At 55.0% G+C, this 23,655-nt stretch carries 24 protein-coding genes and 1 riboswitch; of the genes, 23 read left to right on the plus strand and 1 reads right to left on the minus strand.

Features of this window, described 5'->3' with window-relative positions; genetic code table 11:
* Positions 1 to 116 precede the first annotated feature (116 nt).
* The 13 genes from ACFSO0_RS03020 to ACFSO0_RS03080 all read left to right on the plus strand — a co-directional run bounded on the left by ACFSO0_RS03020 (position 117) and on the right by ACFSO0_RS03080 (position 13,381).
* Positions 117 to 1,358 (plus strand): dipeptidase, encoded by a 1,242-nt coding sequence (locus ACFSO0_RS03020; RefSeq protein ID WP_376876103.1) that lies wholly within the window; start codon positions 117 to 119, stop codon positions 1,356 to 1,358.
* A gap of 35 nt (positions 1,359 to 1,393) precedes the next feature.
* Entirely contained in the window at positions 1,394 to 2,326 is a 933-nt protein-coding gene (locus ACFSO0_RS03025; protein ID WP_376876106.1) for a 3-hydroxyacyl-CoA dehydrogenase family protein, read from the plus strand.
* Positions 2,327 to 2,642: 316 nt separating this feature from the next.
* Positions 2,643 to 3,344, plus strand: a complete 702-nt coding sequence (locus ACFSO0_RS03030) for a TerC family protein (RefSeq protein ID WP_376876109.1) — start codon at positions 2,643 to 2,645, stop codon at positions 3,342 to 3,344.
* A gap of 444 nt (positions 3,345 to 3,788) precedes the next feature.
* On the plus strand, positions 3,789 to 4,001 hold the full coding sequence (locus ACFSO0_RS03035; protein ID WP_376876112.1) for a hypothetical protein: 213 nt from the start codon (positions 3,789 to 3,791) through the stop codon (positions 3,999 to 4,001).
* Positions 4,002 to 4,354: 353 nt separating this feature from the next.
* On the plus strand, positions 4,355 to 5,332 hold the full coding sequence (gene qoxA, locus ACFSO0_RS03040; protein WP_376876115.1) for a cytochrome aa3 quinol oxidase subunit II: 978 nt from the start codon (positions 4,355 to 4,357) through the stop codon (positions 5,330 to 5,332).
* A gap of 23 nt (positions 5,333 to 5,355) precedes the next feature.
* Positions 5,356 to 7,326 carry a cbb3-type cytochrome c oxidase subunit I gene (locus ACFSO0_RS03045; RefSeq protein WP_376876118.1) on the plus strand — a complete coding sequence of 657 codons (1,971 nt, stop codon included), beginning with the start codon at positions 5,356 to 5,358 and terminating at the stop codon, positions 7,324 to 7,326.
* A complete protein-coding gene (gene cyoC / locus ACFSO0_RS03050; protein ID WP_376876121.1) occupies positions 7,326 to 7,940 on the plus strand; it encodes a cytochrome o ubiquinol oxidase subunit III in 615 nt (204 codons plus the stop codon). The genes ACFSO0_RS03045 and cyoC overlap by 1 nt, the downstream gene beginning before the upstream one ends.
* A 1-nt stretch (position 7,941) precedes the next feature.
* On the plus strand, positions 7,942 to 8,259 hold the full coding sequence (cyoD, locus tag ACFSO0_RS03055; RefSeq protein WP_376876123.1) for a cytochrome o ubiquinol oxidase subunit IV: 318 nt from the start codon (positions 7,942 to 7,944) through the stop codon (positions 8,257 to 8,259).
* 236 nt (positions 8,260 to 8,495) lie between these two features.
* Positions 8,496 to 9,065 carry an FAD-dependent oxidoreductase gene (locus tag ACFSO0_RS03060; RefSeq protein WP_376876126.1) on the plus strand — a complete coding sequence of 190 codons (570 nt, stop codon included), beginning with the start codon at positions 8,496 to 8,498 and terminating at the stop codon, positions 9,063 to 9,065.
* Positions 9,066 to 9,271: 206 nt separating this feature from the next.
* Positions 9,272 to 9,952: a response regulator transcription factor gene (locus ACFSO0_RS03065; protein ID WP_376876129.1), complete on the plus strand. Its 681-nt coding sequence runs from the start codon at positions 9,272 to 9,274 to the stop codon at positions 9,950 to 9,952.
* Positions 9,953 to 10,133: 181 nt separating this feature from the next.
* A complete protein-coding gene (locus tag ACFSO0_RS03070) occupies positions 10,134 to 11,306 on the plus strand; it encodes a sensor histidine kinase (RefSeq protein ID WP_376876132.1) in 1,173 nt (390 codons plus the stop codon).
* A 131-nt stretch (positions 11,307 to 11,437) separates the two neighbouring features.
* On the plus strand, positions 11,438 to 12,805 hold the full coding sequence (locus ACFSO0_RS03075; RefSeq protein ID WP_483862233.1) for a DJ-1/PfpI family protein: 1,368 nt from the start codon (positions 11,438 to 11,440) through the stop codon (positions 12,803 to 12,805).
* Between the two features lie 282 nt (positions 12,806 to 13,087).
* Complete coding sequence (locus ACFSO0_RS03080) at positions 13,088 to 13,381, plus strand: DUF3817 domain-containing protein (RefSeq protein WP_376876138.1); 294 nt, start codon at positions 13,088 to 13,090, stop codon at positions 13,379 to 13,381.
* A 2-nt stretch (positions 13,382 to 13,383) separates the two neighbouring features.
* Here ACFSO0_RS03080 and ACFSO0_RS03085 read toward each other — a convergent pair whose 3' ends face one another.
* Complete coding sequence (locus tag ACFSO0_RS03085; RefSeq protein WP_376876141.1) at positions 13,384 to 14,091, minus strand: M15 family metallopeptidase; 708 nt, start codon at positions 14,089 to 14,091, stop codon at positions 13,384 to 13,386.
* A 319-nt stretch (positions 14,092 to 14,410) separates the two neighbouring features.
* Positions 14,411 to 14,625: riboswitch (cobalamin riboswitch) on the plus strand.
* 142 nt (positions 14,626 to 14,767) lie between these two features.
* Here ACFSO0_RS03085 and cobO point away from each other — a divergent pair.
* The 10 genes from cobO (at position 14,768) to ACFSO0_RS03135 (ending at position 23,655) form a co-directional block, all read left to right on the plus strand.
* Complete coding sequence (gene cobO, locus ACFSO0_RS03090; protein ID WP_376876144.1) at positions 14,768 to 15,316, plus strand: cob(I)yrinic acid a,c-diamide adenosyltransferase; 549 nt, start codon at positions 14,768 to 14,770, stop codon at positions 15,314 to 15,316.
* Positions 15,316 to 16,422, plus strand: a complete 1,107-nt coding sequence (gene cobD, locus ACFSO0_RS03095) for a threonine-phosphate decarboxylase CobD (protein ID WP_376876316.1) — start codon at positions 15,316 to 15,318, stop codon at positions 16,420 to 16,422. Before cobO ends, cobD begins: the two co-directional genes overlap by 1 nt.
* The gene (gene cobU, locus ACFSO0_RS03100; RefSeq protein WP_376876147.1) at positions 16,419 to 16,964 is read left to right on the plus strand and encodes a bifunctional adenosylcobinamide kinase/adenosylcobinamide-phosphate guanylyltransferase; all 546 of its coding nucleotides are present in this window, start codon (positions 16,419 to 16,421) and stop codon (positions 16,962 to 16,964) included. Before cobD ends, cobU begins: the two co-directional genes overlap by 4 nt.
* Positions 16,961 to 17,698 (plus strand): adenosylcobinamide-GDP ribazoletransferase, encoded by a 738-nt coding sequence (gene cobS, locus ACFSO0_RS03105; protein ID WP_376876150.1) that lies wholly within the window; start codon positions 16,961 to 16,963, stop codon positions 17,696 to 17,698. The genes cobU and cobS overlap by 4 nt, the downstream gene beginning before the upstream one ends.
* The gene (locus ACFSO0_RS03110) at positions 17,695 to 18,411 is read left to right on the plus strand and encodes a histidine phosphatase family protein (protein WP_376876153.1); all 717 of its coding nucleotides are present in this window, start codon (positions 17,695 to 17,697) and stop codon (positions 18,409 to 18,411) included. Before cobS ends, ACFSO0_RS03110 begins: the two co-directional genes overlap by 4 nt.
* The gene (gene cbiB / locus ACFSO0_RS03115; RefSeq protein WP_376876156.1) at positions 18,371 to 19,324 is read left to right on the plus strand and encodes an adenosylcobinamide-phosphate synthase CbiB; all 954 of its coding nucleotides are present in this window, start codon (positions 18,371 to 18,373) and stop codon (positions 19,322 to 19,324) included. Before ACFSO0_RS03110 ends, cbiB begins: the two co-directional genes overlap by 41 nt.
* A 71-nt stretch (positions 19,325 to 19,395) precedes the next feature.
* Complete coding sequence (gene cobJ / locus ACFSO0_RS03120) at positions 19,396 to 21,165, plus strand: precorrin-3B C(17)-methyltransferase (RefSeq protein ID WP_376876159.1); 1,770 nt, start codon at positions 19,396 to 19,398, stop codon at positions 21,163 to 21,165.
* A 91-nt stretch (positions 21,166 to 21,256) separates the two neighbouring features.
* Positions 21,257 to 22,222, plus strand: a complete 966-nt coding sequence (locus tag ACFSO0_RS03125; protein WP_376876162.1) for a sirohydrochlorin chelatase — start codon at positions 21,257 to 21,259, stop codon at positions 22,220 to 22,222.
* A 12-nt stretch (positions 22,223 to 22,234) separates the two neighbouring features.
* Positions 22,235 to 23,002 (plus strand): precorrin-6A reductase, encoded by a 768-nt coding sequence (gene cobK / locus ACFSO0_RS03130; RefSeq protein WP_376876165.1) that lies wholly within the window; start codon positions 22,235 to 22,237, stop codon positions 23,000 to 23,002.
* Between the two features lie 2 nt (positions 23,003 to 23,004).
* Positions 23,005 to 23,655, plus strand: coding sequence for a precorrin-8X methylmutase (locus ACFSO0_RS03135; RefSeq protein ID WP_376876168.1), 651 nt, complete (start codon positions 23,005 to 23,007; stop codon positions 23,653 to 23,655).

A 23,655-nucleotide genomic window follows, 5' to 3' on the forward strand; every position in this document is an offset into this window, starting at 1 on the left:
ATTTGGACAGGAACTACCTGACCTTTCCAGTGTAAAGGATTTTTTTATGCCACGAACACTTAAATACCGAACATTATAGGTATTTTGAATGGTTAGAAAAGGTTAATGCAACGTTAGTGGTAGCGGAATTATTAAAAAAAAGTGGGCTGGAGAATGTAGCACTTCTTGAAACCGAAGGAAATCCTGTTGTTTATGGAGACTGGCTGCATGCACAAGGCAAACCAACCGTATTAATTTATGGACATTATGATGTTCAGCCCGTCGATCCATTGGAATTGTGGGATACCCCTCCCTTTGAACCCGATATCCGCGATGGAAAACTTTATGCGCGAGGAGCAAGTGATAATAAAGGACAAATTTTCTTGCACATCAAAGCGGTGGAAGCCTATTTGGAAACGAAGGGAAGTTTACCCGTTAACATCAAATTTTGCATCGAAGGTGAGGAGGAGATTGGCAGCCCGCACCTTCCTCTTCTTTTAGAGAAGAATCGAGAAAAATTTGCTTCAGATCTTCTTGTCATCTCGGATACAGCGATGCTGGGAGAAAATAAGCCGGCAATTTGTTATGGTTTACGAGGCCTCATTACGTTTGAATTAAAAGTGACTGGTGCCAAAAAAGATCTGCCCTCTGGTCTATATGGAGGGGCTGTACAGAACCCCGTTCATGCGATTGCGAAGATCTTAGGCAGTATGCATAATGAGGATGGCAAGGTTGCCATCGACGGATTCTATGATGATGTGCAAGAGAGTAGTGAAGAAGAGAAAGCGGCTATACTCTCTTTGCAGCATGATGATCAACAATTGTGCAAGATATTAGGGATAGCGGAACTTTATGGAGAAAAAGGATATACGACGTTGGAGAGGATGTGGACACGTCCTACCTTAGAAATAAACGGGATACATAGCGGATACAGTAAAGCTGGCTTTAAAACCATCATTCCTTCTGAAGCCATTGCCCAAATTACTTGCCGATTGGTACCTGACCAGAATCCTTTGGAAATATGCAAAAACATGGAAAAACATGTTCGCAAGTATACTCCTCAAGGTGTTACCTCATCTCTTGTCATGAAGGAATATGCACTACCGTATGTAACTCCCATCCATCATAAAGCAATTCAAGCAGCAGCGAAAGCATACCAACATGCCTACGACACGAAGGTTGCATTTATACGGGCAGGAGGTTCCATTCCCATCGTGGAAACTTTTTCAAACTTGTATCACATACCAGTTGTTCTAATGGGATTTGGGTTGCCAGAAGCTAACGTACATGCGCCAAACGAGTATTTCTGTTTGAATAACTTCGATAAAGGACTTCGGACACTACTATGCTATTGGAATGAACTGGGGAATATTTATTAGACGCATCATCATTCACATCCCGGGAGGAAACGCAAATGGCGAATCAGGCAGCAGTTATCGGATCGGGGGTCATGGGCCACGGCATTGCCCAGGAATACGCATTGGCCGGGTACACGGTCAATCTCTACGACCTGAAGGAAGAATTGTTAAGCAAGGCCAGGCGCAGCGTGGAGACGAGCCTGTCGCTCCTCGTGCGCGAGCAGGTGATCAGCGAACAGGCCAGGCAGGACGCACTGGAGCGAATCATCCTCACCACCGATTTGCAGGCAGCAGTCGCACAGGCGGACGTCATCACGGAAGCGATCCCGGAAGTCATTGAGCTCAAATGGGAGCTGTTTGAAAAGCTGGAGCAGTTTGCGAAAAAAGACGCGATCATCGCATCCAACACCTCTACGTTTTCCATCGCAAAGCTGATCGAAAAGGCGAAGACGCCGCAACGTTTCATCATCACTCATTTTTTCAATCCGGCCCAGCTCGTCCCTCTCGTGGAAATTGTGCGGGGCGAACAGACGGCGGATGAAGTTGTATCTACTATCATGGAGATTATGGTCAAGATCGGGAAGTCGCCGGTGCTGCTGAAAAAAGACGTCCCGGGCTTCATCGCCAACCGACTGCAAGCGGCTCTGATGCGGGAAGCGTTCTACCTGCTGCAGGAAGGCGTGACCGATGCAGAGCAGATCGACACGGTCATGAAGGACGGGATTGGCTTTCGCTGGGCGTTCGTCGGCCCGATCGAGACGGCGGACTTCGGCGGGCTGGATACGTGGAAGCGCGTGATCGAGAATCTTGCCCCGGTGCTGGATGCGTCGCAGAAAGCTCCGGCTCTCATCGAGGAGCGGGTGGCCAAAGGCGAGCTTGGCACGAAAACCGGTTCGGGCATTTACTCGTATGCGGACACAGCCGTCGAGGAAAAGTTGAAAGCAAGAGACGAGCAGTTTATCCGCCTGGCTAAAATGAAGCGCGGGTAAGGCATGCGGGCAAGGCGGGAGGCTTCTGCCTTGCCGGGAAGTCTGGCGGTATCGGGCAGTACGCATCAGCAGTGGGTCAAGTTCATGGGCCGCTCATGATGAAGTGGGGGATCATCAGGGCGGTCTTTTTGTGTATCGGACATGCCATCCAAGCAACCACCCCCGGTGCTCGCGCGGATGGCCTGTTTGTGCTCCGCAGGAAGAAATCCCTCTTTTCCTAGAGAAATTTACGAAATCCAATAAAAATATACTGCGAATTGGGGAAGAAAGGTCTATTATTGACACTATGGCTATAGTTTTTCAAGGGGGAGCTGACATGACAGAATTTTTATTGAGTCTCTTGCAAATTATCATTGTGAACCTCGTATTGAGTGGCGACAACGCTGTCGTGATCGCTCTCGCTTGCAGGAACCTGAAACCGGACTTGCAAAAGAAGGCAGTCTTTTGGGGCAGCGCCGGAGCCATCGTGCTGCGGATCGTTCTGACCTTCATCGCAATCTGGCTGCTGCAAATCCCGATGGTACAGGTGGTAGGAGGACTTCTGCTCATCTGGATCGCCATCAAGCTGCTGAAGGGTGAAGACGAGGAAAGTCATATCAGCAGCGGCTCCAATATGATTGAAGCGTTGAAAACGATTATTTTTGCGGACCTGATCATGAGTCTGGACAACGTCATTGCGGTAGCGGGGGCGGCTAACGGCAACCTGCTGCTGGTCATCTTCGGACTGGCCATCAGCATTCCGTTGATCATTTGGGGAAGCCAGCTGCTGATGAAGCTGATGAACCGCTTCCCGATCATCGTGCTGCTGGGGGCTGCGCTGCTCGGGTACACAGCCGGGGAGATGATTGTCGGGGACAAGCTCGTCGGCGGCTTTATCGAAGAAACCCTGCCTGTGCTGCATATCGTTTTGCCGGTCGCGCTGGCGCTTGTTGTCATCGCCGTGGGGAACTACTTGAAGCGTAAAGCAGAAAAGGAAAGAGCGGAAAGCCTCGCGCAGGATCACGCGGAGACGTTGTAATACATGATCGAGCTGGCAACAGCGGGCCAAGACCTGCAAAGCAGCGTCTGAAACGCGCACCGCATCCCTTTTTCCACGCCAAAAAGACCTGCACGCTCCTTTAGAGGAACGGCAGGTCTTTTTGGCGTGGAGCGGGCTGCTCCTGACTACGGCGATGGCATTCTGACAGGCAAACTGTGGCGGCAAAGCGGTTGCCAGCTTTGAAATGCGCTGCTGGAGAATGAAAGCGTTTGCAACTCAGGGGATAGAACAAGTCAGCTTCACATTTGTGACACAAAGGGAAAATATAACAACTCATTGTCCAAGAGATTTATGAAAAAACTTTTGACAAATTTTCAATAAAAATTTGAACAAAACATGAACAAGAAGTGAATTTTGTGTTACAATATGTTCATCAGAGAGTAACGAAAGAAGCGAAATTTACAAAGACAGGGGTCTTGTGACATGAATAACGAGAAAAAAGCGGCAGACACTTTGAAATGGATGGCTTGGACGGCAACGATCATCGGGGCATTGCTTCTGGTGTTCAATGTAAGCGATTTCAGATCGGAAAACTTTCCGCTCATGGTCTCGATCGGCTTCCTGATCGCAGGGATGAACATTTTCCTGCTGAGCACGGTCTTCCGTTTGATGAACATTCGCAAACAGCAAGCGTGACAGAAGCGCGTTGACAACCGCATAGGAAAGTCTGGTGTTTTATTGAAAGTGAATTGGCCCGGTGCTGCAACAGTAGCGCCGGGCTTTTTGGCGTGAGTGGGTACATGCACCAAATCTGGATCGATATGTGAAGGGGTGGAGATTCATAGCAATATTATGATCAACTCGTGACTGGTTCGTGAACACTTTGTAACAGAAAAACTACGAAATCTTGAACGTGGAAAAAAAGACGTACAAAATCTGCTTTACTCTGATAGTATGTAGTTGCGGTTCATACAGGTGTTCACCTACGTTGAAAAATGAATGTCAAGCATTGCTCTGTCTGTTGTGTGAAAGAGGGAGGGATTAGGAGAATGAGTGGAGGAAAAATGCTGAGGCAGCTTCGCTTTTTTGTCTTGGCAGCATTAGCAGCTGTCCTGCTGTCTGGATGCGGAAATGAGTACCTGGTTCTGAATCCAAAAGGGCCAGTTGCCGAAACGCAGTACAATCTCATTATCATCTCGGTGATTTTGTGCGCAATCATAATTGTTCCCGTTCTCGCGCTTACCGCATTTATCGTTTACCGATATCGCGATACACCTGAGAACAAGGCACCTTACAAACCGAATTGGGCGCATAACACGACCATGGAAGTTATCTGGTGGGCAATTCCGATTGTCATTATTGCCATTTTGGGTTACTTCACCGTTCGTGACACATACGCCCTGAAAGAGAACCCGAATAAAGAAGTGAAGCCGATGACCATTCAGGTTACGGCGTTGGATTGGAAATGGATGTTTACTTATCCGGAACAAAATATCGCAACTGTTAACTACCTGGAAATCCCTGCCGGCGTACCGATTCAGTTCCAGGTATCTGCCGAAGCTCCGATGAACTCGTTCTGGGTGCCTGAGTTGGGCGGCCAGGTATACGCGATGTCGGGGATGGCTACAGAGCTGTATCTGCAAGCCGATCAGCCGGGCGAATTTTACGGAGTTGGCGCGAACTTCTCCGGTGAAGGCTTTGCACACATGCAGTTCAAGGTCGTTGCCAAACCGCAAAACGAATTTGACCAGTGGGTGAAAGAAGTCAAAGGTACGACCCCTGCAATGTCCAAGGAAGATTATGAAGTGCTGAAAAAACCAGGAGTGACAGAGGAGAAAACGTACTCGGCATTCCCGAAAGGCCTGTTTGAAGAAATTGTACAGAAATACAGCCACGGTCATGACATGAACTACGTCATGCATCCGGAAGAAACGGCTACCGGCAAAGAAACCGAACAAAGTGCTGACATGAGCCAGATGCCTGGAATGGATCACTCCAGCATGGATCATTCCAAGATGAATCACTAGGGAAAAGGGAGGAGGAATACCAAGTGTGGGAAAACCTGAAAGAATTTGCGTCCACGTTCTTCGTTACAGGTGATCCGCTGATTTACGGCGCAGACGTATCCATTGCACTGACCGTAGTCGCGATCGTGTTTGTCTTGACCAAGTATAAAAAATGGGGTTGGCTGTGGCGTGAATGGCTGACAACCGTTGACCATAAACGAATCGGGATCATGTACTTGATCGCCTCGCTTTTGATGCTGTTCCGCGGCGGGGTCGACGCCCTGCTGATGCGGATGCAGCTGGCATTCCCGAACGTGGAGTTCCTGCATTCAGATCACTACAATGCCATCTTTACGACTCACGGTACGATCATGATCTTGTTCATGGCGATGCCGATGATGTTTGCTCTGTTCAACATGGTTGTACCCCTGCAGATCGGGGCGCGCGACGTTGCCTATCCGTTCCTGAACGCCGTCAGCTTCTGGCTGTTCATGTTCGGCGCGTTGCTGTTCAACCTGTCGTTTGTCATCGGGGGTTCCCCGGACGCCGGCTGGCTGTCCTATCCGCCGCTGTCGGAAAACGATTTTAGTCCCGGACCTGGACAAAACTTCTGGATCTGGGGGATTCAGATTTCCGGGATTGGTTCTTTGGCAACAGGGATCAACTTCATCGTCACCATTTTGAAAATGCGTGCACCTGGCATGAAGCTGATGAAGATGCCAATGTTTACATGGTCTGTATTGTCCAGTTGTATCACCATTATTTTCGCTTTCCCGATTTTGACAATCACCATTGCTTTGCTGTTCCTTGACCGTTTTACTGGTGCCCACTTCTTTACAATGGGCGGCGGCGGTAACCCGATGATGTACCTCAACCTCATCTGGATGTGGGGTCACCCAGAGGTATACATCGTTGTATTGCCAGCGTTTGGTATTTACTCGGAAGTCGTAGCAACGTTCTCGAAGAAACCGATCTTCGGATACAAATCCATGGTCGTTGCCTTGATGTCGATTGCGATTGTTTCCTTCTTCACCTGGGCGCACCATTTCTTCACAATGGGTACAGCCGCCAGCGTTATCGCGTTCTTTGCGATTTCCACAATGGTCGTCGGTATCCCGACCGGGGTGAAGGTATTCAACTGGCTGTTTACCATGTTCCGTGGTCGGATATCCTTCAAACAGCCTATGCTGTGGACCATTGCGTTCATTCCTTGCTTTGTCGTAGGTGGTGCGACCGGCGTCATGCTGGCTGTCGCTCCTGCCGATTATCAATACCATAACAGTTACTTCCTGATTGCCCACTTCCACCAGGTGCTGATCGGTGGTGTTGTGTTCGGTTACCTGGCAGGTCTTTACTACTGGTGGCCAAAACTGTTCGGCTTCAAGCTGGACGAAAAGCTCGGCAAATGGGCTTTCTGGACCTGGAACATCGGTTTCTACATTTGCTTCATGCCGCAGTACGCACTGGGCTTCATGGGTATGACCCGTCGTTACTACACGTACGGCTGGGATCGCGGTTGGGCAGACCTCAACCTGATCTCGACTGTCGGGGCATTCCTGATGGGGATCGGTTTCATCTTCCAGGTATGGCAAATCACTTACAGCATCAAGCACGGCGAGCGCGATACTACGGGCGACCCGTGGAATGCACGCACGCTGGAATGGTCGATTCCTTCGCCAGCGCCGTTCTACAACTTCGCTGTCGTTCCTACCGTAAAATCTGCGGATGACTGGTGGGAGACGAAACAAGCAAAAGCAAATGGCACGTATAAAGCAGAGCCTGTGCATCTGGAGCCAATCCATATGCCGAAAAACTCGGGTATTCCGTTTATTATGTCTGTCTTCTGGTTCCTGGTCGGATTTGGCCTTACATTCAACTGGGTGTGGATGGCAGTTATCGGATTCATCGGCGTGGGGCTGTGCATGTGGGTACGTTCCTTCCAATATGATACGGATTATTACGTACCGGTGGAGGAAGTGCGCAGCACGGAGGCTTCACTGGGGAGGTTTTATTAATGACGACTCAACACGACCACGCTCATGGAGCGCACGATCATGAACATGGCCACGAAGAACACGAACAACTGAAGGTCCTTGGCTTCTGGATTTTCGTTGTGACTGACTGTCTCTTGTTCGGTACGCTGTTTGCCACTTTTGCGGTGTTGATGCACAACTTCGCGGGCGGACCGACAGGAAAAGAATTGTTCGAGCTGCCGGGGATCATCGCTTCGACCTTTATCCTTTTGACCAGCAGCTTCACGAGCGGCTTGGCTGTTCTGGCGATGAACAAAGGCAAAGTGAAAGAAATGATTTCCTGGCTGGCAGTAACGGCTGTACTCGGTTTGGCGTTCGTTGTTTTGGAGATCAATGAGTTCACGCATCTGGTGCATGAGGGAGCAACCATGGCTACCAGTGCATTCTGGTCCGCGTTCTTTACACTTGTCGGTACGCACGGACTTCACGTTTCGGTCGGCTTGTTCTGGATGGTGGCGCTGATGATTCAGCTGAAACGCCGCGGCGTCACTCCGGTTACCCGCCGCAAAGTGACCAATCTGAGCCTGTACTGGCACTTCCTGGACGTTGTGTGGATCTTCCTCTTCACAGTCGTCTACCTGATGGGGGTGATGTAGGATGGCACAACATGGAAATCATGGAGATCATCACAATCACGGATCGCTTAAATCGTATGTAATCGGCTTTATTCTGTCGATTGTGCTCACCATCATTCCGCTGGTGCTGGTCATGAACAACATGCTGGATAAGGCCACTACCGTGATCTGGATTCTGGTGATGGCGGTCCTGCAATTCATCGTTCAGCTGTTCTTCTTCATGCACATCCGTGAAGGAGAAAAGCCGCGCTACAACGTACAGACGCTTATTTTGGGCCTGGTGATTGTCGTCACCATTATCGCAGGGTCCATCTGGATCATGATGTTCAATAAGTATTAAGAAAAGCAGGCTTTTGAATGAAAGAGAGGCGTGACCTGGCGATTTGCTGCCGGTGTCGCGCCTCTTTTTGCATGGTAAGGCAAAAGGGACGCTTGGGGGCATGGAACGGGGGCGCGGCAAGGCAGCTTTCTGATCCGGAGCAAATTTGCTGAAGGAACGACAGTTTCAAGATTTTCTTTTTCTCTACAAAGTATATAATTATGTTGTCAAACACATTTTGGAAGGGGGAGCTTGTCTTGTACGATATCGTCATCATTGGAGCAGGTCCTGCAGGCGGCAGCGCAGCGCTGTTTTCCGCAAAGGCAGGGAAAAAAACGCTGTTGATCGACAATGACAAAAGCATGACTAAGCGCGCCTGGATGGAGAATCACTACGGCGTTATGGAGATTTCCGGTCCGGATATGATTGAAACCGGCAAAAAGCAGGCAGCAAAATTTGGCGCGGAGCTTGTTACCGATCAAGTGACCAACATCGTGAAAAGCGAACAAGGCCTGACGGTGGAAACAGCAGAGAAAGGCTCTTTTCAGACGAAACACGTGATTCTGGCGACTGGCGTACTGGTTGACCTGGCGGAAAAAGCAGGGGTCAACACAAAGGCCGGGACAGAGCCGCGCATCAAAACCGTAGTGGACGTCGATGCCCAAGGAAAAACGAATGTGGAAGGCATCTGGGCAGCAGGCACTTGCGCCGGGGTGAGCGTGCATACGATCATCACGGCGGGCGACGGTGCCAAAGTGGCGATCAACGTCATCAGCGAGCTGAATGGCGCGCGCTACGTCGATCATGACGTTTTGAAAACCAACTGAGGAAATTTACAGCGAAACCAGTGACACTGTGCCGTGTTGCTGGTTTTTTTGTGCCATCGGTTATGAATAAAATTCAGGTGGTGGCGATTGACTATTCTTCTAAATATGATTGCGAGAGCAAAAGGGAAAATCGGCTATGCAGCGAGAAGATAAATACGACAAGACCCGTTATGAACTTGCGGCGGGCAAAAAAGGAGGGAAAACGAGTGCCCAGGATTGTCGTAGTCGATGATGATGCTCATATTCGCGAACTGGTGAAACTGTACCTCGAAGATGAGGGTTTTACCATCATCGAGAAAGCAAATGGAGAGGAGGCGCTGGAATATGTGGAAAATCACGCTGTCGATCTGGTAATCATGGATATTTTGATGCCCAAAATGGATGGCTGGGAGTTGTGCGCCCAACTGCGGGAGTTTGGGGAAATGCCGATCCTGATGATCACGGCAAAAGGGGAGGCGGCGGACCGGATCAAAGGCTTCAAGCTGGGAACGGACGACTATTTGGTGAAGCCGTTCGACCCGGTGGAGCTGGTGCTGCGGGTGAAGGCATTGCTAAAGCGATACCGGATTGCCGCGTCCAGCATGATTCGTCTGGGGAGCATTTCCCTTGACCGCAAAAGCTATCACGTGATTTTTCAGGATGGAAAAAAGGTAACTCTCCCGATGAAAGAGTTTGAGCTTCTGTACAAATTGGGGAGCTACCCCGGACAGTTATTTACCCGGGAGTCACTGATCGAGCAAATTTGGGGGATGGACTATGAAGGAGACGAGCGGACGGTAGATGTACATATCAAGCGTCTGCGGGAGCGGTTTGCAGAATACGAAGCGGATTTTCGCATCGTGACGATCCGCGGTCTCGGCTATAGACTGGAGGTGGCTGACAATTAAGTCGCTGTATGTTCGTGTGGTCCTCATCTTTATTGGTATTGTGCTGGCCAGTTTGTGTGCCGCTTATTTTATTAGTGGTTGGCTGTTTTTATCGCGGATTCAATCCGTTATTCACGATGAATTGCTCAAGGATGGGCAAAGAATCATTCAGGCGTACCAGAAGACCCCTTCAGCAGAACTCGTGCCGTTCATTCAGAACTATTCCGGCTATTCAGGCAAGCTGGTCCAGTTGTACAACCTTGATGGCAGCCCCCTGCTTGCAGAGCCGGTACCGATGGACGTAGAGGCGAACAGCGTCAAGGAAGTGCTGGGCGGTAAGTTTTCCCGCACGTTTGACGCAGTATGGCATCGCATTCCGGTGGTGGGTATCCCGTTTCAAGCCAACGGACAGCCATACGCCCTGTTTATTACCTTGCAGGAAAACCAGGTGGAGCAAGAACTGATGAACTCCATTCACCTTGTGTACGTTCTCATTTTGGTCATCGGCAGCTTTCTGATCTTGTTTGCGGCCCGTCACGTAGTAAATCCGATCCTACGCCTGACAGATGCGACCAAGAAAATGGCAAAAGGCAACTTCACATTCGAGAACCTTCCCACGAAGAGAAAAGACGAGATTGGTCAGCTGTCGCAGAGCTTCCAGGAGATGGCGCACGAGTTGTCCAAACTGAATCAGATGAGGCAGGAGTTCGTTTCCAATGTCTCCCATGAGATTCAATCGCCGCTCACCTCGATCACCGGATTCACCAAGGCGTTAAAGCAAAAGAAATTGACCGAGGAGAGCCGGCTGCGCTATTTGACGATCATCGAAGAGGAAAGCGAGCGGCTGTCCCGCCTGGGGCGAAATTTGCTGCGCCTCTCCTATTTGCAGCAAAAACAGCAGCCCTTGCAGGTGGAAGCATATCGTCTGGATGAACAACTGCGAAGAATCGTCATCGCGCTGGAGCCGCTATGGTCGGAAAAACGAATTGCGCTGGATGTGGACCTGCAGCCCTTGACCATCCACGCTGATCAGGATCAGCTAGACCAGGTGTGGATCAATCTATTGAGCAATGCCATCAAATTCACGCCAGAAGATGGTCTCATCCGAATCACGGCTGCGGCGGAAGCTGACCAGGTCTTCGTATCTGTAGCGGATAACGGGATTGGCATTGCTGAAGAGGAGCTTGCGGATATTTTCAAACCGTTTCACAAAGCGGACAAAGCCCGCAACCGCGCTGTAAAAGGAAACGGGCTGGGGCTATCCATCGCACGGCAGATCATCGATTTACATCACGGCGAAATTACCGTATCCAGCACTCCGAACAAAGGGACCACGTTCACCGTTACGCTGCCCGAGAGCCAAAGCTCCACCTAGTGCCGGCCTTCAGATATTTTTTGCTTTTTTCCAGGCATAGCTCTAATCCGTTCATATTACGTTCATAAAATGAGGGTAGAGTATGTTACAAGAAACGGGAAATCCCGGAAAATGTACTGGAGGAGATTACCTTGTGGAGAATGTTTGCACGTGTTGCTGTGTATGTTCTTAGTTTTGTGCTCATCGTAGGGGGGATCGCTGCAGCAGGCTTTTTCGGTTCCCAAAACGGCTATTGGTTTGCTGTGCGCAAGCAGCCGGTTCCTGCTTTGGATGGCCTGCATGTACCCGAGCATCAGCCCAACAAGCAGACGGTAGCGGTAGTATTGGGAAGTCCGACTACGGAAGTATTCGACTTTATGGTTCCGTACGAAATGTTTGCAATGACGGGGGCGTACAACGTGTATGCCGTTGCTCCGAGCAAACAGGTAACGTCGCTTACAGGCGGACTGGATCTTGTGCCGCACTATTCTTTTGAAGAATTGGACCGGAAGCTGGGAGGAAGTCCCGATCTGATCGTCGTCCCGTTCATGCCGATGGTGGACGAAGAAAAGTACAGACCTGTCCGCGAGTGGCTGCAAAAGCATGCCGAGACCGAAATCCTCAGCATTTGCGCAGGGTCGACGAACGTGGCCGATGCGGGTTTGCTGAAAGGAAAGTTTTCTTCGGTGCACTGGCAAGTGTTTGAGCAAGCGAAAAAAAGTTACCCGGACACCAACTGGATACCGGACCGGCGCTATGTGCAAGACGGGAAGTATGTAGCATCGGCGGGGCTCACTTCCGGAATCGATGCCGTCCTCTACGTCATTTCGCAAAAGCTGGGCGAGCCGATGGCGGAAAAGATCGCGCAGGAATTGCATTATCCGACCTACCGATTCGTCAAAAATCCGAAGGTGGCGCCGTACCGAATCGACCGAACCGAAGCGGTGTATTACATGAATCTCGCTTTTCAATGGAACAAAACGCAGACGGGCGTGTTGCTGTATGACGGGATGGACGACGGGGAGCTGATCTCGATTTTCGATACGTATTCCGCTTCCGGCACGACGAATGTGCATACGATTTCTGATGCTGTGCGCCCGGTCGAGACCAAGTATCATCTGTACGTCATTCCCCGATTCAGCATCGAAAATGCCCCCAAACTGGATCGCTTGTTCGTGACGGGAACAGAGGCAAAAGCGTTGGCAGCGAGGGAGGTCGCCTTGTGGAAGGAAAAAGGGACCGGGGTACAGCCCGAGTACACGCATGAAGATCCCAACGGCTTCATGTTCGATGCTCCGCTGACAGACCTGGCCAAGCAGGAAGACATGTTGACCGCAAACTACGGCCTGAAACGGCTGGAATACCGTCCCGACCATCTGGCTTTCAAAGGCGCTCCGTTTTCCTTTGAATCGTTCGGCAATCTGCTTCTGACCATAGTGGCAGCCTTGCTGGTTGCATTTGTGATCGACAGACGGTTCATCCTGAAACGGGCAGGACGAAACCGGGTGAGGTCTGTGTAACGGGAAGGTTGTGTGTCGCGCCGGAGAATGATCGACGACTGGCACTACAGTTGTTTCCATGATGAGAAAAGAGAAGAGCAGCGATACGAAAGCGACAAAATGCTCCTGAAGCAAAAACAGGAGCATTTTTTGCTAAGCAGCAGTCAAACGGGAACTCTTTGGAGGAAGCTGCTCGATCGCGCTAATTTTGACTGAATGGTGAACATTGGACGATGACCATACTTTTGATCGTTATTTATTTATAATGATGGTAATTACATGTTCTAAGGAAGGTATCTGATTATGTTACATTCAGCTCTCGGACGATTTCGTGTAATCGGTATTATGGAAGGCATTTCGTATTTGGTGCTGCTTGGGATTGCCATGCCGCTCAAGTATTTTTTGCACATGCCCGCTGCGGTAAAAATTGCCGGCTCGCTGCATGGACTGCTTTTCGTGCTCTATGTGCTCGCCCTGGCTCATGTGACGATGACAAACAGATGGTCGGTTTGGAAAGTCGCAGGCGCGTTTATCGCGTCGCTGCTGCCATTTGGCAACTTCGTGCTGGACGCGCGGATCAAACATGAGAAGGCGTAAAGCTATTCCATACTTTCCGGCAGGGACAAGATGCCGCCGTAGAAGGGCTGCTGCTTTGTCTGGCACGCCCAGGAGCGGGTGCCGTATTCGTAGTGCCACCATTCCTGCGCGTAGTTGGTGAATCCGGCCTGGGTCATCACGTGATAGAGCAGGCGGCGGTTGTCGCGGATTTCCCTTTCTTTTTCCGTCGGCGCTGCGATGGTTTCAAAGTGGCGGGTCTCGGCCAACTCGCTGAAATCGTCAAAATCGGTCCCCATCGCAAGCCAGCCGTCCGGTCCGGTGATGGTCAGATCGACGGCTCCTCCGGAGAGATGGGGGGACGGTTTTTCCAGATCAGTCGAAGGCTTGGCGACGAATTTGCGCAGTTCTTCCACGATGGCTTCTTCGTCCGTCCAGCCTTGCGCGATCAAGGATTGGCGAAAGCCCTCGTACAGTGAGGACTGGACCTCGTGCGACCGCCAGCCGTCCAGCACGACCAGCTGATAGCCTGCCGGCAGCAGTCCGGCAGCGAGCGCCAGTCTTTCTGCGGCTCCTTTGCGCAAGTAGACTTCCGGCTGTGCACCCTTGTAGCCGAGGTGGTAGTAGGCGGGATAGATGGCGATCCGGGGACTGTAACCCGTGAGCGGGACCATCGGCTCGCCGCATTCGCTGGCAGGAGGGGGGCAGGCGGTTTGGTCGTCGAGATTTGCCGGAATCGGTGGAATGTTCATCGGGTTCACTTCCTTGCTGATTTTGCCAGGTTTGACTTCAGAAAATGGCAGCGGCAAACCAGTTTTTCGTTAACTGAAATTATAGTTAATTTTCTGCAAGAAGTATATTGCTTGCCAGAAGGAGAGAGCAGACGCGCCATACGAGCGCCGCTGCAAGCTGTGGACCGCTCGCGGGGCACTCGTAATCGGCATTCTGTTCGTAAAAGCAGCAGTAGCCGCCCAGACGGCAAGCACCTTTTCCCCAGCTTTTGCTTGAATCCCGACCGTCATTTGCTATTATTAAAACAAGTGCCTGTCATAGACGGACGCGACAGATGAATATGTATCGTACAAACAGGTCCTTGCTTCTGTGAATGTCGTTTGCGGAAGGCAAGGTTAAAAGGGAAGTTTGGTGAAAAGCCAACGCGGTCCCGCCACTGTATGAGAGGAGCCCATCTTCACGGCGCAAGCCATCCACTGCCCAATCGGGAGCGGGAAGGAGAAGAAGGGTGATGACGCTCGAGCCAGGAGACCTGCCTGTTTTGTGTGTGCACTGATTTCCTTCGGGTCAAAGGAAGAGGTGAGGATTGTTGCATGCTGCCATCCGCGCTTTGCTTTCCTTTTTTCGTAAAAGAAGGAGAACAAGGCGTTTTTATTTGCATGAAGCAGTCCCATCAACTTTTTTGGAGGATTCCCAATGACAAAACAAGAGGCAAAACGCGGACTGCTGTTGGTGTATACAGGCGACGGTAAAGGAAAGACGACGGCAGCGCTCGGGCTGGCGGTTCGCGCGACCGGGCGGGGCAAAAAGGTGTTGGTGGTGCAGTTCATCAAGTCGCCGGAGCGGACGTACGGGGAGAAGATCGTCTTTGACAAGATCGGAATCGAGATCGTGCAGAAAGGGAGCGGCTTTACGTGGACGAAGACGCCCGAGGAGCATCGCGCAGCCTTGCAGGAGGCGTGGAGGTACGCGAAGGAGCGGCTGCTCGGCGGCGCCTACGATGTCGTCATTTTCGACGAACTGAACAACGCTTTGGCCATCGACAGCTTTCCCATTGACGACGTGCTGCCGCTCGCGGATGTGCTGGAGACGATCAAAAGCCGGCCGAAGCATATCCATCTCGTCATCACGGGACGCAGCGCGCGCCAGGAAATCATCGAGATGGCGGACCTGGTGACGGAGATGAAGCCAATCAAGCACTACTACGACGAAGGCATTCCCGCCGTGCTGGGGGTCGAATTTTGATGGGCGTGCTGGAGACGTACGGGCATGGCGGCGACCTGTGGACGGCGGCGCAGCGGTTCGGCGTGGCCCCGGGCGACTTTCTCGACTACAGCGCGAACATCAATCCGCTCGGGCTGCCGCCAAGCGTCCGGGAAATGCTGCTCGCCTCGCTGGCGGAGGTCACGCGATACCCGGACCCCGGTCATCGGCAGTTCCGTCAGGCTTTGGCCGCACGTCTGGAATTGCCGGAAGCGTGGCTTTTGCCCGCGAACGGGGCGGCGGAGGCGATGGCGCTGGCGATTCTCGGCCTCGCGCCGCAGACGGTCGGCGTGGTGTACCCGTGCTTTTCCGAATACGCCCAGCTGGCCCGGCAGTTCGGCGCCCAGGTCATCGGCTGCTGCGGTCGGGAGGAGCTGGGCTTCAAGCCGGACACAGATGAGCTGTACCGTCTGTTTGAAGCGAGCGATCTCGTCTTCGTCGGCTCGCCGAACAATCCGACAGGCATTCTGTACACGCCGCAGGAGCTGCGGCAAATGGCGGACTGGGCGCAAGAGACGAAGACGTGGCTGGTCGTGGACGAAGCCTTTCTCGACTTCGTGCAGGAGGAGCGGCAGTTTACGCTGGCGAGCAATCTGGAGCGCTATCCCCGCGTCATTCTCATGCGCTCGATGACCAAGATGTACGCCATTCCCGGGTTGCGGCTCGGCTATGCCATCGCCCAGCCCGAGGTGATCGGGCGGATGCGCGCCAAACAGGTGAGCTGGAGCGTCAATGCGCTGGCGCTGCGGGCAGGAGAGCTGTGCCTCGCGGAGCAGGCGTATGAGCGGCAGACGCGGGCGCTGATCGCTCGCGAGCGGGAATACCTCGCCGGATTTATTCGCAGCGAGCTGGGCTGGCGGGTGTGGCCGGGCGAGGCGAACTTCTTGCTGCTGCGCACGCCGGCGGACAGGACAGCAGAACAGCTGCAGGCGATGCTTGGCAAAAAAGGCATCCTCGTCCGGAGCTGCGCCATGTATCCGGGGCTGACTGTCCATGATGTGCGGATCGCGGTGCGCGGACGCTCAGACAACGAGCGGCTGACGGCGGCCTTGCGTGACGTCTGGCGCGAGGGGAGGTGGGCCGAGTGAGTGTCATTCTGGTGACGGGAGGTGTCCGTTCCGGCAAGAGCCGCTTCGCGGAAGAGCTGGCGGAGCGGACGAGCGAATCGGTGATCTACGTGGCTACGGGAGAAGCGTGGGATGAAGAAATGTCTCTGCGCATCGCTCGGCACAAAGCTCGCAGGCCTGCAAGCTGGGGCTGCCTGGAAGCGGGCGGGCGGCTGGCGGAATCGCTGGAAGCGTCCGCGAACTATGAAGTCGTGCTCGTCGATTGTCTGTCGACATGGGTGAGCAATCGGCTGATGAGCGTGCCCGAGGAGCAGTGGCGCAGCGAAGCGATCTCGCGGGACGTGCTGCGCGAGGCAAAGGAGTGGCTCGCTGCTGTGGCGAAGCGCGGCGAGAGCCAGACGGTTATCGCCGTGACCAGCGAGGTCGGTCTCGGCGGCGTGGCAATGAACCGGCTGGGCCGCTGGTTCGCTGACGTGCTGGGGGATGTCAACCAGCTGGCGGCGCGGCAAGCCGAGACGGTCTACGCGGTCATGGCGGGCATTCCGTGGAGGATCAAAGGATGAACGCGCTGTGGCATGCCATTGCATTTTTTACGAGAATTCCGGTTCCGTGGCTTACGCCCTCCGAGAAGGCGTGGAAACAGAGTGTCAATGCGTATCCGGTTGTCGGGATCGTGATCGGGCTGGTGCTGTGCGGCGTACATCAGGCGGCGCTCTGGCTGTTTGGGCCGCTGGTAGCCGCCGTATTGACGCTCGCGGCGTGGGTGTACACCACGGGTGGACTGCATCTGGACGGCTGGATGGATCTGGCCGATGGGCTGGGCAGCAGCCGACCGCGCGAGCAAGTGCTGCAAATCATGAAAGACAGCCGGGTCGGCGCGATGGGCGTCCTGGCGGCGGTGCTGCTGCTGCTGCTCAAAGCGGCAGCGCTGGCGGAGTTGTCCCGCGCGGAATGGACGCTGCTGCTGCTCGCCCCGTTTGCGGCCCGCACGCATGTCTTATTGTCCATCTGGTTCTGGCCGTATTTGTCGGCGGAAAAAGGCATCGGCAAGGGCATTCGCGAAGGGCTGTCCCCTGCTTCCATCTGGCTGGGCTACATCGTGCTGACGGCTGCGGGCTGGCTGCTCGGCGGTTGGGCAGCCGTGACGGCGATTGGGGTATCGCTGCTGTTTGCCCTCTGGTTTTCGCGCACGATTGCAGGCAAGCTGGGCGGCTTGAACGGCGACTGCTATGGCGCGGTCATCGAGAGCGGCGAGGCGGTTATGCTGCTCGTCCTGGCAGGGAGCTGGTGGGGATGAAGTGGCTTTGGATTCGCCACGGCGAGACGGATATGAACCGGCAGAAGCGGTATGTGGGACACAGCGACGTACCTTTGAACGAGCGGGGGCAGTTTGCAGCAAAGGAACTGGCGAAACGGTGGGCATCTGCGAAGGATGGGGCTGTGCGGATTTACTCCAGCGACCTGTGCCGATGCGTGCAGACGGCCCAGCCGCTGGCGCAGGCGTGGGGCGTCCAAATTGCGACGGTGTCGGCCCTGCGCGAGCTGTCTTTTGGCGACTGGGAGCTTTTTACATACGAACAATTGATGGCGCACGATGCGAAGCGGGCTGCCCGCTGGTACGACGATCCGCTCGACTGCGCTCCGCCAAACGGCGAGAGCCTGCGGCAGCTGGGCGAACGGGTCGGTTCGTGGCTGCGGGGCGTGCTGGCGGAGCTGACTGCGCTACGGAACAGGCATGGCGCTGCTCGGTTGGGATGCGGCGCCGTAGACGAGGCTTTTCCCGAACTGATCGCTGTCGTCACGCACGGCGGGGTCATCCGCTGGTTCCAGGCAGCGTGGCTTGCGCAAGACCCGGAGCGCTACTGGCAGACAGCCGGCCTTTTGCCCGGCGAGGCGCTGCTCGTGGAATGGGACGGCCAGCGCTGGACAGTGCCATCTGCGGAAGTGAAGACCATGATGGAGGAGCACGATGATAGAGGCAATGATACTGACGGCAGCCTACCTGATTGACCGGGTGGTGGGTGACCCTCGCAGCCTGCCCCATCCCGTCGTCATCATCGGCTGGTGGATTTCCCGGCTGGAGCGGGTCATCCGCGGCGTGTTCAAGCGCGAGGAGCATTTGAAAATGGCGGGTCTCCTGTTTCCGCTCCTGATCGTCACGGGGAGCTACGCGGTTGTCTGGCTGATTGTGTGGGCGGCTGCACGGGTGCATCCCGTGCTCGCCTGGCTGGTGAGCGCCTGGCTGATTTCTACGACGATTGCGACGAAAGGCCTGGCAGATGCGGGCCTGCAGATCGCCGGGCCTCTGACAAAAGGCGATTTGTCAGAGGCGAGACGCTCCCTGTCCATGGTCGTGGGCCGGGATACGGAACATTTGGACGAATCGGAAATTTGCCGGGGAGCGGTAGAGACGGTGGCGGAAAACATCGTGGACGCGATCGTCTCGCCGCTCATCTACGCGGCGATCGGCGGGGCGCCTCTGGCGATGGCGTATCGTGCCGCCAACACGCTGGACTCGATGGTTGGCTACAAAAACGCGAAATACGCCAATCTGGGCTGGGCGTCCGCCCGCTTCGACGACGTGTTGAACTACATTCCTGCCCGCCTTACCGCGCTGCTACTCGTCGTCGCCAGCTTGCTGCAGCGGTTGGACTGGCGGCAGTGCTGGAAGATCATTCGCCGGGACGCGCATTTGCATCCGAGTCCGAACAGCGGCTTGCCGGAAGCGGCAGTGGCGGGAGCGCTCGGTGTGCAGCTCGGCGGTCTCAATTTTTACCAAGGAGTTCCGTCGGATCGCGCCAGAATGGGCGATGCGCGCAGGCCGCTGCACGCGGGCGACATCCGCTCGACGGTGCGGCTGATGTACGCGGTCTCGCTTTTATGTCTCGTCGCTTGTCTGGCGATTGTCAGCCTGCTTCGCTAAGGCGGCGGGGAGTCTGTTGAAATAGGGACACTGGCACAGGGGAGCACTTGCCAGTGGAGAGGAGGGGCCGTATGAGCGGCAAGTTGTTTGTGATCGGGTTTGGCCCGGGAAGTTTCGAGCACATCACCAAACGGGCGCGGGAAGCGATTCAGGAGAGCGATGTCATCATTGGCTACTCGACCTACGTGGATCTGATCCGCGAGCTGTTGACCGATCAGGAAATCGTCAGCACGGGGATGACAGAGGAAGTGTCGCGCGCGCGGGAAGCCGTGCGCCAGGCCGAGGAGGAAGGGAAAAAGGTAGCCGTGATCTCCAGCGGCGACGCAGGTGTGTACGGCATGGCCGGACTTGTCTACGAGGTGCTGGTGGAAAAGGGCTGGACGGAGGCGACAGGCGTTCCGGTCGAGATCGTGCCGGGCATTTCTGCAATCAACTCCTGTGGTGCGCTCCTTGGTGCGCCGATCATGCACGATGCTTGCACGATCAGCTTGAGCGACCACCTGACGCCGTGGGAGCTGATCGCCAGACGGATCGATGCAGCAGCGATGGCGGACTTCGTCATCGCTCTGTACAACCCGCGCAGCGGACGCCGCACGCGCCAGATCGTGGAGGCGCAGCTCATTCTCTTGCAATACCGCTCGCCGGATACGCCGGTCGGGATCGTGAAAAGCGCTTTCCGCGAGCGGGAGCACGTCGTCGTCACGACATTGGCGCAGATGCTCGAGCACGACATCGGCATGCTGACGACGGTGATCGTCGGCAATTCGTCTACTTTTGTCTACGACGGCAAAATGATCACGCCGCGCGGCTACCAGCGCAAGTACACCTTGACGGCAGATGAGCAGCCGCTCAAGCCGCATCAGCGCCTGCGCGTGGAAAATGAGCCGTGGTCGCTGGAGGCGGCAAGCGAGGGGCAGAAGGAAGGGGCGGGCTCGATCGCCGCAGCTCCGTCCCGTCGCGCAGACCATCTGGACGGCTCGCTGTCGCTTGACACCAGGGCAGCAACGCATGATACCGGTGCCGCTGCCGCCCAAGCCGCGACGGCTGTCCTCGAAGCGCCGCCCGCAAGACAGGCGGAGCGGTCGCCGCTCGACTGGGCGATGCAGGCCTTGGCCATTGCCAACGAGGCCAAGGGAATCGAGACGCAGCCTGCCGCCTCAATCGGCGCGCGCACGGCCGCTTCCTTCGCGCCGGAAATGATTTTCGAGTGCGCGGTCAGTCCGGGCGTCGCCAACAAGAAGATTACGCCGCAGCAAATGCTCGCTCTCGCCGAGGCTGCGGGGGAAAAAGGCGAGCTGGAATACACGCCGCACCATCAGATCATCCTGCGTGTGCCGACGGCCAATCCGGAGGGCATCACGGCTCGGCTGCGCCAGCTCGGACTTATCCTCTCCCCGATCGGAGATGTTGTACAGGTCAAGGCCTGCGATTTTTGCGACGGCGAGAAAAAGGACGGCATTCCGTACGCGGAGGAGCTGTACCAGAAGCTCGGCGGCAAGGAAATGCCCAAGGAACTGAAAATCGGCTTCAACGGCTGCGGCATGGCTTGCTACGGGGCAGTCAAGGAAGATATCGGCATCGTGTTTCGCAAAGGGAAGTTCGACCTGTTCCTGGGAGCGAAAACGGTGGGACGCAACGCGCATGCAGGCATCCCGGTCGCGGAAGGCATCCCGAAGGAAGAGATCGTGCCCCTGGTCGAGCGCATCGTGACGCGGTTCAAGCAGGAGGCGTTTCCCAATGAACGCTTCCACAAGTTTTTCCAGCGGGTCGGCGAGCTGGAAGGCTACGCATGGCGGGAGCCGGCGAAGGCAGAGATCGAGAGCGCGGCGTGCGGAGACTAGCGCACGGCAGCTCGTGCGAACGGATGGAGCAGGGCTGGCCGGTGCGCCGTGCAAAGCCTTGACAACAGCAACCACTCAAGGAGGAGATTCAATGGACGCGGTACTTTTCGTCGGCCACGGCAGCAAGGACCCGGACGGGAATGAAGAAATCAGGCAGTTTGTGGCGATGCTCGAACCGGAGCTGGACGTGCCGATCATCGAGACGTGCTTTCTCGAGTTCGAGCGCCCCGACATGCTGCAAGGACTGAATACGTGCGTAAAGCGGGGGGCGACACGGGTAGCTGTCATTCCGATTATCCTGTTCTCGGCGGGACATGCGAAAATCCACATCCCGGCGGCGATTGACGAGGCGAGGGAGCTGCACCCGCACGTGCAGTTCATCTATGGCCGCCCGATCGGCATTCACGACGAGGTCATCAACATCCTGACGACGCGGATGAACGAGGCGGGGTTTACGTCCGGCGAAGCGCATGACGATCTGGCTGTGCTGGTCATCGGTCGGGGCAGCAGCGATGCGGACGCCAACAGCGATATTTACAAAATGTCCCGCCTGTTCTGGGAGCGTTTCAAGGCAAAGTGGGTCGAGACGGCTTTCATGGGTGTTACCTACCCGCTGTATGAAGAAGGGATCGAGCGCTGCCTGAAGCTCGGCGCCCGCCACGTCGTGGTGCTGCCGTATTTCCTGTTCACCGGCGTGCTGATCAAGCGGATGAGCGACCAGCTGGAGCAGTTCCGGGCGAAGTATCCCGAGGCACAGTTCACGATGGCTGAATATTTCGGGTTCCACCCGCTGCTCAAGGACGTGCTGAAGGACCGCGTGGAGGAAGCCTTGCACGGCGAAGTCAAGCTCAATTGCGACACGTGTCAGTACAGGCTGGCGGCGATGGAGCACATCGACCACCACCATCATCACCACCACGACGATGGGCACGGACATGGGCACCACCATCACCATCATCACAGTCATGATCATAACCACGATCACAGTCACGACCACAGCCACGGACACGATCACAGCCACGACCATGATCGCAAACACGACCACGTGACCAGGTAGGAGGGACGCCAGATGATTCTCGTATTGGCAGGAACGAGCGACGCCCGGGAGCTGGCGCTATTGATCCAGCGGGCAGGCTACGAGCTTTTGACAACGGTCGTCACGGACAGCGCCGCCAAAAGCATGGAGGAAGCGGGTGTTCCCGTACAGGTCGGCCGGCTGACGGCAGACGACATTCGGCAGCTGATCGCAGACAAAGGGGTTACAACGGTGGTGGATGCCAGCCATCCGTTCGCAGAGGAAGCCTCGAAAAACGCGATGGCAGCCAGCAAGGCGGCAGGTGTTCCTTACATCCGCTACGAGCGCGAAAGCATTGCTGCGCCTGGCAGTGACAAGCTGATCGTCGTGGACGACTACGTGCAGGCGGCAGAGCTGGCGGCTGACAAACGCGGCGTGATCATGCTGACGACGGGGAGCAAGACGCTGAAAATTTTCACTGACCGTCTCCTTGGTCTTCCAGATACAACGCTCGTCGCGCGCATGCTGCCGCGCCTCGACAACATGCAAAAGTGCGAAGAGCTCGGACTGGAGCAAAAAAACATCGTAGCGATGCAAGGGCCGTTTTCCAAGGAGCTGAACAAGGCGCTCTACGCCCATTACGGCGTGACGCTGATGATTACCAAGGAGAGCGGCAAGGTCGGCGCGTTTGACGAAAAAGTGGAGGCCGCCCTGGAAATGGGCATCGAGACGATCGTCATCGGCCGTCCGCAGATCGATTACGGCACCAAGTTTTCCGATTACGACAGCGTGCTGAACCAATTGAGCCAAGGAGGAAACTGAATATGGACTTCCGTACCGAATTCAAACCGATGACGGTGCAACCGCAAGAAATCGAGGACATGAGCTTTCAGATCATCGCCGACGAGTTGGGCGAGCACCCGTTTACCCCGGAACAGTTCCCGGTCGTGCAGCGCGTCATCCACGCTTCGGCGGACTTTGAGCTGGGCCGCAGCCTGGTATTCCACAAGGATGCGATCGCAGCGGGGATCGCGGCGATCCGAAGCGGCAAAAAAGTCGTGGCGGACGTGCAGATGGTGCAGGTCGGCATCAGCAAAAACCGGATCGAAAAATACGGCGGAGAAGTAAAGGTGTACATCTCCGACCGCGACGTCATGGAAGAGGCGAAGCGGCTGAATACGACCCGCGCCATCATCTCCATGCGCAAGGCGGTCAAGGAAGCAGAAGGCGGCATTTACTGCATCGGTAACGCGCCGACAGCCCTGCTCGAGCTGATCCGCCTCGTCAAGGAAGGCGAAGCGAAGCCGGGTCTTATCATCGGAATGCCGGTCGGCTTCGTGTCAGCGGCGGAGTCCAAGGAAGAACTGGCCAAGCTGGACGTTCCGTTTATCACCAACATCGGGCGCAAGGGCGGCAGTACGGTGACGGTGGCGGCTCTGAACGCGATCTCCATCATGGCGGAAAAGCTGGGATAA

This window comes from Brevibacillus sp. GCM10020057 (assembly GCF_042683565.1).
GTDB lineage: Bacteria > Bacillota > Bacilli > Brevibacillales > Brevibacillaceae > Brevibacillus.